Annotated in this window: 7 protein-coding genes; 5 read left to right on the top strand and 2 right to left on the bottom strand. The window is 55.1% G+C overall.

Translation table 11 applies throughout. The annotated features are described in order from the left end of the window. Positions 1 to 182: 182 nt before the first annotated feature. Positions 183 to 2,762, bottom strand: coding sequence for an ATP-dependent Clp protease ATP-binding subunit (locus LOC70_RS18140; protein WP_230255400.1), 2,580 nt, complete (start codon positions 2,760 to 2,762; stop codon positions 183 to 185). A 526-nt stretch (positions 2,763 to 3,288) separates the two neighbouring features. Between LOC70_RS18140 and arsS the strand changes: the two genes are divergently transcribed. The 4 genes from arsS to LOC70_RS18160 all read left to right on the top strand — a co-directional run bounded on the left by arsS (position 3,289) and on the right by LOC70_RS18160 (position 10,296). Continuing rightward, the gene (gene arsS / locus LOC70_RS18145) at positions 3,289 to 4,287 is read left to right on the top strand and encodes an arsenosugar biosynthesis radical SAM (seleno)protein ArsS (RefSeq protein WP_230255401.1); all 999 of its coding nucleotides are present in this window, start codon (positions 3,289 to 3,291) and stop codon (positions 4,285 to 4,287) included. Positions 4,288 to 4,400: 113 nt separating this feature from the next. Continuing rightward, positions 4,401 to 5,501, top strand: coding sequence for a methyltransferase domain-containing protein (locus tag LOC70_RS18150; RefSeq protein ID WP_315857312.1), 1,101 nt, complete (start codon positions 4,401 to 4,403; stop codon positions 5,499 to 5,501). Positions 5,502 to 5,702: 201 nt separating this feature from the next. After that, positions 5,703 to 8,459: a hypothetical protein gene (locus LOC70_RS18155; RefSeq protein WP_390889054.1), complete on the top strand. Its 2,757-nt coding sequence runs from the start codon at positions 5,703 to 5,705 to the stop codon at positions 8,457 to 8,459. Positions 8,460 to 8,793: 334 nt separating this feature from the next. Then, on the top strand, positions 8,794 to 10,296 hold the full coding sequence (locus tag LOC70_RS18160) for a GDSL-type esterase/lipase family protein (RefSeq protein WP_315857277.1): 1,503 nt from the start codon (positions 8,794 to 8,796) through the stop codon (positions 10,294 to 10,296). A 27-nt stretch (positions 10,297 to 10,323) separates the two neighbouring features. On the opposite strand, the gene deoC is transcribed toward LOC70_RS18160, so the two are convergent. Next, a complete protein-coding gene (gene deoC / locus LOC70_RS18165) occupies positions 10,324 to 11,049 on the bottom strand; it encodes a deoxyribose-phosphate aldolase (protein WP_230255405.1) in 726 nt (241 codons plus the stop codon). A 220-nt stretch (positions 11,050 to 11,269) separates the two neighbouring features. On the opposite strand from deoC, the gene LOC70_RS18170 reads away from it, so the two are divergent. Beyond that, positions 11,270 to 12,232, top strand: a complete 963-nt coding sequence (locus LOC70_RS18170; protein ID WP_230255406.1) for an alpha/beta hydrolase — start codon at positions 11,270 to 11,272, stop codon at positions 12,230 to 12,232. Positions 12,233 to 12,338 lie beyond the last annotated feature (106 nt).

A 12,338-nucleotide genomic window follows, 5' to 3' on the forward strand; every position in this document is an offset into this window, starting at 1 on the left:
GTCACGACGTGGTGCTGGTCTGGTCAGGAAATGGATGGAGTGGACGTGGTGCGCCGGCGGGCTGTTCCGTTGCGACTCCATCGTTTCTCGGTCGATGAAGGTCGCCACAGTATACGCCCGGGCACAAAAAAAGCCTCGGCGAGTGGGACTCGCCGAGGCTCGTTGATTCAATTCTCGGTGGACTAGGATTCGTCCGACTGAGACTTGTCGTCGCCACCGGATGCCGGAACCGTTTCCTCTTCGGACTTCGATTCCGCCCAACCGCGGCTTTCGCCTTCGAAGTTCAGACGTGTGATCTTGCCACTGTCGTCCTTGTGAACGTCGATGACGATGGTGTCTTTGCCCTCGAATGCACCACGCAGCAATTCCTCGCCGAGTGGATCTTCGATGCGTTGCTCGATGGCACGACGCAACGGACGAGCACCGTAGTCCAGGTTGCTTCCCTTTTTGATCAGGAATTCCTTGGCTTCGTCGCTCAGGTCGATGGCCAAACCACGTTCCAACAAGCGTTCGCGAACTTTCGACAGTTCGAAGTCGATCACACCCTTCAAGTCCTTGGTCGTCAGGTGACGGAAGATGATTGTGTCATCCAAACGGTTCAGGAACTCAGGTCGGAAGACGCGTTCGATCTGATCCATCACACGAGACTTCATCGAGTCGTAACTCGCGTCGCCATCGGGTTTCTGGAAACCGAATGCCGATTCGTTCTTGATCGCTTCCGCACCAGCGTTGGTGGTCATGATCAAGATCGTGTTGCGGAAGTCCACGTTGCGACCGAACGAGTCCGTCAAACGTCCTTCTTCCATGACTTGAAGCAGCATGTTGAAGACATCTGGGTGAGCCTTTTCGATTTCGTCGAACAGGACCACCGCGTAAGGACGACGGCGAATCTTTTCGGTCAGCTGACCACCTTCTTCGTAACCCACAAATCCGGGAGGCGCACCGATCAGACGGCTGACGTTGTGCTTCTCCATGTACTCAGACATGTCGATGTGCACCAGTGCATCCGAATCGCCGAACATGTATTCCGCGAGCGCCTTGGCAAGCAACGTTTTACCGACACCAGTTGGGCCAGCGAAGATGAACGATCCGGTTGGACGTTTGGGATCTTTCAGACCCGAACGACTACGACGGACTGCTTTCGCGACGGCCGTGACCGCTTGGTCTTGGCTGACAACGCGTTTGTGCAGTTCTTCTTCCATCTTCAACAGGCGCAGCGAGTCTTCCGTCGACAATCGAGTCAATGGAATGCCGGTCATCTTGCTGACGACTTCCGCGATGATTTCTTCATCGACGACGCCATCGGTTTGCTGACTCTTTTCACGCCATTCTTGGGTGATCTGCTCTTTCTTCTTGCGAAGCTTTTCAGCTTGATCCCGCAGGTTGGCGGCCTTTTCGAAGTCTTGGTTGGCAACCGCGTCTTCTTTGTCCTTGTTCAGCGTTTCGACTTGCTCGTCGATTTCTTTCAAGTCTGGTGGACGAGTCATGGTGCGAAGACGGACACGAGCACCCGCTTCATCAATCACGTCGATCGCCTTGTCTGGCAAGCAACGTGCGGTGATGTAGCGTTCGCTCATCTCGACCGCGGCGACCACAGCATCGTCGGTGAACTGCACGCGGTGGTGTTCTTCGTAGCGTTCTCGCAAACCTTTGAGGATCTCGATCGTTTCTTCTTTGCCGGTCGGTTCGACCATGATCTCCTGGAAACGACGAGCGAGAGCGTTGTCCTTCTCGATGTACTTGCGGTACTCGTCGAGCGTTGTCGCACCGATGCACTGGATCTCACCACGAGCCAAGGCTGGCTTGAGCACGTTGGCCGCGTCGATGGCGCCTTCTGCTCCACCGGCACCGACCAGGGTGTGAAGTTCGTCGATGAAGAGAATGGTGTTCTTCACGCGACGCACTTCCGTCATGACGGCTTTGATGCGTTCTTCGAACTGACCGCGATACTTGGTACCGGCGACCATCATCGCCAAGTCCAGCACGACGATGCGTTTCTCAGCCAGGATCTCCGGCACTTCTCCGCCGATCACACGCTGTGCAAAGCCTTCGATGATGGCGGTTTTCCCGACACCGGCTTCGCCGAGCAATACAGGGTTGTTCTTGGTACGACGGCACAGAATTTGGATAGCACGTTCGATTTCTCGTTCGCGACCGATGACCGGGTCCAACTCGCCTTTCTTGGCCAGTTCTGTCAAATCGCGACCGAAGCTGTCCAAGGCGGGAGTCTTGCTCTTGCCGCTTTTGCTGCTGCCGCTTCCGCCACTGCTGCCTTCCCCGTCGCCGCCGCGTCCACCGCGTTCGCCGACTTCGGCACCTTCCAATCCGTGGCCGAGCAAGTTCAGAACTTCCTCGCGAACGTCTTCCAGCTTCAATCCCAAGTTCATCAGGACCTGAGCCGCGACGCCTTCTTGTTCACGCAGCAATCCGAGCAGGATGTGCTCGGTGCCCACGTAACTGTGGTTCAGGTTGCGTGCTTCTTCCATCGAGTATTCGATGACTTTTTTCGCACGCGGGGTTTGGGGCAGTTTTCCCACGGTCACCATCTCAGGCCCGCTCTGCACCAACTTCTCCACTTCGAGGCGGATTTTTCGCAGATCCACCTCCAGGTTTTTCAACACGTTGGCAGCCACGCCGCTGCCCTCTTTCACCAAACCCAACAAAATGTGCTCGGTGCCGATGTATTCGTGATTGAATCGCTGAGCCTCTTGGTTAGCCAATTGCATGACTTTCCTGGCTCGGTCAGTAAACCGTTCGTACATATTCTCCGTCCCTTAAACCAGACCGACTGTCAAACTGGCGAATCTTTCGACCCGATGTTTCCTTACGCAAACCGTACGCCACAAGTCACCCACAAGACTGCGAAAGGTGACTCTCGCGGCCTCTAAAACCAATCAATTGCAGGGAAAATCGTTTTGCAAGCAAATCGCGAAAACGAGCTTCGACGCACAACCGGCCGGTTCCCCATACCGTGATTTCTTCATCCTACCGTTTTGTTGCATCAACGGGGATAGGACTTCAGTGGTCATCTTGTACGTTGTGACCGCTGCAATGGTTTCAAAACAACGCCTCGGGTGACAGTGCTCGATCTACGCTGTTGTCGTTGCCCGATACTCCCTGTCCGATTGTGTGAATTGAATGACCTATGCCGGACGGTGTATCCGGCGGTCAATCACACCGAGGCTCACTTTGGCACCCCGTGGCTCACTTTGGTGAACGGTTCAGCGATGAGTCGAAGCGACCGGTTCTGCCCGAATCCACCCAGTCGAAAACGCGAAGGAATTCTGAGTGACGAGTTTGCTGCCAATTGTGAATGAAGGCCTACCCACCGGAGTGGTGCCCACGTTTGCTTCTCGAATCGACGGCGGCATGCTGCGACGCAATCGGTTGGATCAGTTGCAGATCAATCTTGGCAAACTTTGCAATCAAACCTGCACGCACTGTCATGTCGACGCAGGCCCGACCAAGAAACGCGAGAACATGGATGCTCATACGGCGGATCGGTTGTTGGAGTTGGTCGAAGGTTGTTCGAACCTGACCACCGTTGATCTGACTGGCGGTGCACCGGAGATGAATCCCAATTTTCGACGCATGGCCAAGACATTTCGCGAATCGGGTTTGCGAGTGATCGATCGTTGCAACCTGACGATCCTGAGTCAGCCTGGATATGAATGGGTAGCTCCGTTCTTGGCGGAACACGAAATGGATGTCGTGGCATCGTTGCCGTGTTACTTGGAAGACAATGTCGACGGGCAGCGAGGCGATGGGGTGTTCGGCCGAAGCATCGAAGGTTTGTTGCGACTGAATCAGCTGGGTTACCGCCAAGGCAGTTCCACGCACCGCTTGGATCTTGTGTACAACCCCACCGGACCGTCTTTGCCACCGGATCAGATGAAACTGGAAGCCGATTACCGACGTGAATTGGCGGCGCGGTATGGCATCGAGTTCGGCAATTTGCTGACGATCACCAACATTCCCATTCGCCGCTATGCTCAGTTCCTACAGAAACGCGGCCTGCTGGACGACTACCTGAAACTTTTGTCTGAAAACTTCAATGCCCGAGCCGCCGCGCAAGTCATGTGTCGCTCGTTGGTGTCGATCAGCTGGGACGGTCAAATCTTTGATTGTGATTTCAATCAGATGATCGAGCTGTCCAATCAACCACGTTCGATCTGGTCGATTGATTCGTTGGACGAACTGCTGGACCAACGCATTGCTCTGGCGGATCATTGTTATGGCTGCACCGCCGGCAGCGGCAGTGGTTGTGGCGGTGCGTTGTTGGATTGATCGTCGAGCTGGCTTCGCGTTCGCTTTCCATCGATGGTCGACGCTGCCGGAACCTTGTTTTGAATCACTTCTCGTTCTTTCTTCACCTTTGATCATTTAGAAACATGTCCTCATTGAACGTCGAAGCCGCTGTCCGCGAGCGTTACGCGCAAGCCGCCCAAGAACGAGAAGCAGAACTGTGTTGCCCGGTCGATTACGACGCGAAATATTTGAAGGTGATTCCTCAGGAAGTGATCGACCGCGACTACGGCTGTGGTGATCCGTCAAAACATGTTCGACCGGGCGAGACTGTGTTGGATTTGGGCAGCGGCGGTGGCAAAATCTGTTTCATTGCATCGCAGGTGGTGGGAGCCGAAGGACGGGTCATCGGCGTCGACATGAACGACGACATGTTGCAATTGGCTCGTGCGTCGCAACCCAAAGTGGCTGAAGCAATCGGCTACGACAACGTTTCGTTCCGCAAAGGCAAAATCCAAGACCTCGCAATCGATCGCGATCAAGTTCAGCGTTACCTCGCCGAGCGTCCGGTCAGTGACGACGCCAGCTTGCGTGCGTTGGAGGCTTACCTTGCCGAGCAACGGCGCGAGTCGCCCATGATCGATGACGAGTCGATCGACGTGGTCGTGAGCAATTGCGTGCTGAACTTGGTCGACGCGGATGAAAAGGAACTGTTGTTCGATGAAATCTTTCGAGTCTTGCGGCCCGGCGGCCGCGCGGTCATCAGCGATATCGTTTGTGACGAGGAAGTGCCGGAAGAAATGCAAGCGGATCCGGAACTCTGGAGCGGTTGTATCTCTGGTGCGTATCAGCAAGCCGCTTTCTTGCAGGCATTTGAATCCGCCGGATTTGAGGACATCCAAATCGCTGCGTTGCAGTTGGAGCCTTGGCGGGTCGTCGAAGGCATCGCGTTTCGTTCGATGACCGTGATCGCAACTCGCCCCGAGGAGGAACTAGTGGAAGGTCAGGATTTGAATGGCGCAGGAACCATCGACGGTTGCCAACGGGTCTATCGTGGGCCGTTCAAATACGTCTGCGATGACGCGGGGCGGATGTACACGCGTGGCGAGGTTTGCACCGATGATTTGGCGGCAGCTGCCTCGCGAGAAACCATCGCCGATCATTTCGCCGTTTACACCAGCGATGCAAACGCAAAGCCCAAAAACTTCGCCCTGCCAACGGCAAGCGACTGTTGCTCCGGCGACAGCTGTTGCTGAGCCATCATTTGCCTAGCAGTATCTAAACTCCTTCCAATCTCAGTTTGGTGGGGGCCTCCTGCCACCCAAGTGCTCGCGTTGGGTTAGACTAGCCTTCGGTTCGCGGGGTGTTGAATGCCGACGTTGAAGACGAATCTTCGACGTCAGTGACAGAACAACACCGCCGCATGGGCACATCGAACGCAGGCGGGATTGTTTGGCATGTCGGAAGTGGAGTTGGTAACAAGCAGCAAGACAAAGAGTCGACTTCTGTTGAAAATCTTGTTGGGCATCTTCTTGCTGTGTGCGGTCGTGGTCGCCGGCATCGGTCTGTTTCTCTATCAAGCGGAGCAGAGCCGACTGGCTGAATCAGCGGCATCGTCAGCCAACATGGTCGAGCGGATGAAACTGCAAGCCGAGCTGATGAAGTATCGGGACAGTACCAAGTTGACTCAGCGCGAGCTGGAGTCGGAAGAAATGGTGGCGTGCTTGGAGCGAGTGCCAATTGATCGAGCGACTCAAAAGACGCGGCTCCGCGATGCGGTGAAGGCTCGTGCCAAAGTTGACCCGCACCTGAAGACGGCGTTGCTCGATGTATTCAACGCGCCGCTCGTTGGTGATCAACCGCCTGTCCAGTACTCGGACTTGGTCGATGAGTTCATGGCGGATGTCGACTTGATGTTGACGCGGTTTTCGAAACGCAACCAACGTCTTGAAGACGTATCGGGCATTCGAGCGGCACTTCGTCAGTGTTTGTCGGACGCGTATCGTTTTGACCCTCCTCCGGAGGATGATCTCGAGAGGGTGAAAGCGGCGGAAGCTGATGGGGATCCAATTGTCTTGTTCACGCTGTTCAAGGCAGATCCCAGCATATCCGAAGAGGATCAGTGGAAACGCGTGACAACCGCGTCGGATCGCATCGCCGAATCGCCTGACTCGTTTGATCCAATCTTCGCCGCATTCGTCCACACCGATGCGTTGCGTTTCCACGCCAAGGACAAAAAATCGGATGGGTACGATGCGGCTGTTCGGCGGTTTCTTTCCTCATGGCCCGCGGCGTGGCAGGAAGCGTCCAAAAGAGAACCGAATACCGGACGTGATCACACCTGTCTGACGTTGTTGTCACTCTCGCTGGAACATTTGAATGCGGCGGCTCAAGTGGATTTGGTCAAGGGATTGGTCAATGCTGATGAGCCGAGCGTTCCCGCGTATGCGGTTCATCTGGTCGTTGGAGACCTGTTTCGTGAAGTCGCGTTTGATCATCGTGGCACGAAGTTCGTCTCAGAGACGGATGCTTCGGCGATGGAGTTGTTTGACAAATTTGCGACCATCGCTTCGTCGCATTTCGTCGAGGCTTATTTGATGCGACCGGAGTTGGCGTTGTTGGCTCGTCGGCCTTTGAATATACAAATGGCGAATGGCAGCACACCGTTGTCGGTGCATCATTGGTTCAGGTTGTCACTGAGTGGGCACATTGATCATCAAAGCGTCTACGGCACTTACAGTTTGGCGCTGATGCCTCGTTGGGGCGGAAGCGAAGAACTGCAAAAACGTTTCGCAATGAAATGTCTGGAGACGAAGACCGAAGACGGGATCGTCGGCATGCAGTCCGGTCGTATCATGGAAGATTATCTCACCAGGCACACAGCGGATGTCACGATGGTGGACGACCCGGCCAATGTGATGTGGGCAAAACGATCCATCGATGCTTGGAGGACACATCTTCAGTGCAACCGAAAGTTTCGATGCGGCATACTGAGTGCCGAGTTTGCCATGCGAATTCTGTGGGAAGCGGGCCAGTTCAAAGAGGTCGCTGAGTTCTTGGAGGTGCTGGGCGATCGCAGCCAAGACATCAATTGGGGAAAACTCAACATGGATGAGGCGGAGGTGCGTTTCATTTGCCAGATGGCCGATGGGCCGGCCTACCTGTTGTGGATGCCGATCCACCTGCAACTGGTCTTCAACAGTGAGCGATTGAATGACAGAAACACTTCGGCCTTGCATGCGAATTTGGATGAACTGCAGACCGTTTGGCTCGACAACTCAGACTTCTTGGCATCGCGATTTCCTGGACTGTCAGACGAAGAACTTGCGTCAAAGCGGGCATACGCCAAACGTGTTTTGGATCATCGACGGACGCAGCTGAATTTGTTGGAACGCTTTCATCGAGGCGAATTGATACATTTTACCACCGAAGAACTGGCCGCCAGCTTCACTCCAATCGGTAAGCCACAAAGCGTCGAACTACGATCCAGTGCGCAGTGCCAACGAGAAGCTGCTCAGCTCGCACTCGACATTGAAGGCGTAGTGCGGAATCAATCAGTCCAAGCCGACACGGTCGATACGCCGATCGATGAGCGAAACGAGTCGTTGGATGACATCGCTAATGTCCCCGGCGGATTTCGCGTGGCGACGGACTGGTTGGATTACACATTTGTTCTTCGGAACCAAATTCGTTACCCATTGCCTGCGCGCTACGAGATCACAGCGACGTTCATTGAAGCACCCAATTCGCCGCATGGGGTCAGCTTGCTGTGTGGTCCGGATGGAAGGAGCGGGCTGTTCAATGAGCTTCGTGGCACGCAGATTCGTTTCTCACCAGGTGGCAAATTTCTGCTGACAGACGAGCTGCCTGAAAAGTGGGGGCAAACTCCTATCTTTCGTCAATGGATTTTGAAGGAGGCCAAGCAACGAACACGGCACCTGCGATTGGACATCGGTCGTCGCGGTTACCGAATTCTTGTTGATGGGGAGCAACTCCACGAGCGGGAAACGCCTCTTCGCACAGAAGGGCTGTTCCAGGTCGGGTGTGCTAGTTCACGCCGCTTTGACCAAACACCAGGCATCCCAATGGTGTTCAATGTCTACGACTTCCGAGTTCAAAGGTTGGAGGAAGCCCCGTTTGAAGAACCATCGTATGACGACTTGGATGGCTTGGATGGCTTGGATGGCGAAGCGGAAACGAACGGTTTCCTTTGATCGATCACGATTCGGAGGATCGACATTTTCAAGCGTTCCGCCGTTTGCTTTGCAGTGTCGCTTCTTTCTCAGCCTGAGGTGCGGCAGGCACCCAACCATTGCTCCATCGAGATATGCTGGGGCGAGGTGTTGTTCGTATCGGGATTGGTGCCTCTGCCTCGATTTGTACGGGAGATTGTTTTGATGGACTGGCATCAATGGTGTACCGTGAAGTCTCGGTCTTTTCTTCACGCGAGCACCCTCTTCGATTTGCTTGCGAGCCAACCCATCACCATTGCAGGATCTTTCGTTGACGGGCGAACTTTCGACTGACGGCGGCCTTGCAAAGGAGCAGATGGGGGGGTCGAGAAACTCACGCCGCCGCTGGGGGATGCGGATCGCGGCGGTGTTTATAGCTTGCTTGCCGGTCTTGATGCTGGAGTTTGGCCTTCGCTTCTTCAGCGAAACGGGCTCTCGAGCCATCGACTACGATCCCTACGTCGGACTGCATCAGCTTCGGCCATTGTTTGTGCTAAACGAAGGTTCCAATCGATGGGAAATACCACCGGAGCGTTACAACTTCTTTCGGCCTGATTCTTTCCCAGCGACGAAAGCCTCCGGAACGCGGCGTGTTTTTGTTTTAGGTGGCTCGACCGTTCAAGGAAAACCTTTCGCGACGGAAACGGCCTTCTCGACTTGGTTGCGATTGAGGTTGCAATCCGCTGATCCGCAGTCGAACTACGAAGTCATCAATTGCGGTGGAACCTCCTACGCCAGTTACCGCGTGTCTAAGATCCTGGATGAAGTCTTGGAGTACGAACCCGATGCAGTTGTGCTGTACACCGGGCACAACGAATTCTTAGAGGACCGCACCTATGCGCACGTTCGCGACATGAACGCGGTCAGTCGCTGGGCGACAGGCATCGGCTCGAAACTGCATTCGGTTCGTTGGGTACAGTCGTTGTTTGAAGCGTCCTACGAACGGACGGAGTTGGCCGCGAGCGTGGAGACAATTTTGGACCAACCTGGTGGATTGAACAGCTATCAGCGTGACCCCCAATGGCAAAGCGGTGTCGAAAAACACTTTGCTAACACGCTGGAAAAGATCGCCGAACAAACGCGAAAGACTGATTTGCCTTTGATCATGTGCGTTCCCGCATCCGATTTGGTCAACACGCCACCCTTCAAGATACAAACGCGATCGGATTGGACCGAGGACGAAGAAAGTCGTTTTCGCACGGCATGGTCCATCGCCAGGGATTCGGATCAGAATCCACCTCGCCGCATCGATGCTCTTCGCGAATGTTTGTCAATGGATCCATTCCATGCGGGAGCGAACTATGCCTTGGGGCGGCTTCTTTATGATCGGGGCGACGTCGTGCAGGCACGGCAATATCTGACCGCAGCTCGTGACCACGATGTTTGCCCATTGCGAGCAACGAGTGCGATCGTTCAGGCGACCAAGGAGATCGCCGCACGCTATCGGATTCCGCTCGTTGAGACGCCAACATTGCTGGACGAACGAGATTTTCGTGGCGTGTTGATTGCCGACCAAGTTCCCGACCCGAGTCGTTTTGTCGATCACGTGCATCCCAGTATTGCGGGACATCAAAAGATCGGTGCCGCGTTGACGCAGCAGTTTGAAAAGCTCGGTTGGGTGGAACTGACCGAGCAAAGCTCGGTGCGATACGAGAACGCCGTCAAAGAACATCTGAGCAAGCTCGACCAGGACTACTACGTTCGTGGCAAACAGCGTTTGGAAGGGTTACGGTTGTGGACGATGGGACGGGCTGGGCAGCTCGCAACGGAGATGGCTGATGACCGATCCAGCCTGCGAGAAGAACTGCAACAACCCTGATTCATCAATTGGCCTATGCAACCACGATCAGTAGCCGGAGCTGCCGGTCGCGGTGATTTCAATCGCAGGCAAGCCAAGTTGCTCCCGTGCCTCGCCCAGCATCTCGGCCGTGCGACTGGCTCCGCAGCGACTCGCCCCGATGGCTCGCACTTCCAGCAAAGTCTTTAGATCGCGAACGCCGCCGGCCGCTTTGACTTGGACGTTTTCACCGGCGTGTTGACGCATCAATCGAAGGTCATCCATGGTGGCACCACCTGTGCCGTAGCCGGTGGAGGTTTTGACCCAGTCCACTTTGAGCTCAGTGCAGATCTCGCAGAGCTTGATTTTGTGTTCGTCTTGCAGGTAGCAGTTCTCAAAAATGACTTTGATCTTCTGGCCGGCCGCGTGAGTCAGTTCCGTTGCGGTGGCGATTTCGTTTTGAACGTAATCCCAGTTGCCGCTGAGGACTTGTGAGATGTTGACCACGTAGTCGAGTTCTTCGCAGCCGTCTTCGATGGCCTTCTCTGCTTCGGCTTTTTTGATTGCGCTGGTATGGCCGCCATGTGGAAAGCCGATTGTGGTGGACGCTTTGACGCCGGTCCCCGCCAACTGTTCGGCACAGCGTTTGAGGTAGTACGGCAGAATGCAGACGCTGGCGACTTCATAGGCAATCGCCAAATCGATTCCGGTTTCCAAGTCTTTCTCGGTCAATGTCGGCGGCAGCAAAGAATGGTCCACCATTTTGGAAACGTCGTGGTATTCGAATTCGGCCATGGTTGTGATTCCGGAGTAAAGTCTCGGTGAGGTGGTGTGCTGGGTGGACAAGCTTAGCGGGAGTCAAGGAAGGTCACAATTGATCCGGCGATGAGTGTCGAAACTGGGTGAACCGGGGGAATATCAAACGCAGCGGGGCTGCTACGATGCATCGTGCTCAGCAACCGGTCGTGAGGTTGTTCTTTGAGCGTCTTTCTACGGTCACTAGGTGAACTCATTCATGCCACTTCATCCCCAAGCTCAGGCCCACGTCGAGATGTTGCGTGAGTTGAACCCGCCTCGCTGGGAAGATTTGGGGGTGCAGAAGGCGCGACGTGGTTTCTCGGCTCTCAAGGAGAGTTTCGGTCCTGGACCAGAAATGCATTCCGTCGAGGACAAACGATTGTGCGGCTTGGATCCTGATGGAGTCTCGTTGGAGGTGCCCGTTCGAATATATCGTCCCACCAACTCCGGTGCTCCACAGCCCGTTGCGATGTTTTTTCACGGTGGCGGATGGGTTCTGGGAGACATCGAGAGTCACGACACAACGTGCCGTCGATTGGCCGCGGCGTCGAATGCCGTGGTGGTGTCGGTGGACTACCGACGCTCGCCCGAAACTCCGTTTCCCGGGCCATTGCATGATTGTTATGTTGCGACGATGGCGGTCGCGAAAGCGGGGGCTGATTTGCGTGTGGATGCCGATCGGATGGTCGTTGTCGGTGACAGTGCGGGTGGCAACTTAGCCGCGTCGGTGGGACTGCTCGCTCAGCATGCTGCGAGCGTGAATTTGAAATACGCGATGTTGTTGTATCCCGTGGTCACGCCGCACTTCGATTCGGCTTCTTACGAAGCGTTTGAATCTGGTTTTGGGTTGACCAAACGGACGATGAAGTGGTTTTGGTCGAATTATCTCGGGCGAGACGTGGAAGAGAAGTCTGAGCACGCGGAGCCGCTGGCGGATCTCTTGCGAGCCGACTTTTCCGGGTTTCCAGCGACGCATGTTTTGGTTGCCGGTTATGACGTCCTACGGGATGAGGGGCTGGCGTTGGCGGATCGAATGGAAGCCGCTGGTGTATCGGTGACTCGTGAAAATGCGGACGACATGTTGCACGGGTATCTGCATTTCGCGGGACAGTTCGAAACGGGGGTGTCCGGTATGCGTGCTTTGGGGCAGCGGATGGCGGAAGCGTTGAGCAGCGTTTGAATTGATACATCTCTTTTTGACGCATAGCGACCTTGCTGCCAGCCGATGACGGAATTTCAGTACGCAGGGCGTCCGGCAGTTGGTCGATCGGAACGTGCGCGGTAGG

Source organism: Rhodopirellula halodulae, assembly GCF_020966775.1.
Classification (GTDB): domain Bacteria; phylum Planctomycetota; class Planctomycetia; order Pirellulales; family Pirellulaceae; genus Rhodopirellula; species Rhodopirellula halodulae.

What these genes read in the sequence shown, in the direction of transcription:
- LOC70_RS18140 (WP_230255400.1), bottom strand. Translation starts at nt 2,762, where the DNA reads ATGTACGAACGGTTTACTGACCGAGCCAGGAAAGTCATGCAATTGGCT.
- LOC70_RS18155 (WP_390889054.1), top strand. Translation starts at nt 5,703, where the DNA reads ATGTCGGAAGTGGAGTTGGTAACAAGCAGCAAGACAAAGAGTCGACTT.
- LOC70_RS18160 (WP_315857277.1), top strand. Translation starts at nt 8,794, where the DNA reads ATGGGGGGGTCGAGAAACTCACGCCGCCGCTGGGGGATGCGGATCGCG.
- deoC (WP_230255405.1), bottom strand. Translation starts at nt 11,049, where the DNA reads ATGGCCGAATTCGAATACCACGACGTTTCCAAAATGGTGGACCATTCT.
- LOC70_RS18170 (WP_230255406.1), top strand. Translation starts at nt 11,270, where the DNA reads ATGCCACTTCATCCCCAAGCTCAGGCCCACGTCGAGATGTTGCGTGAG.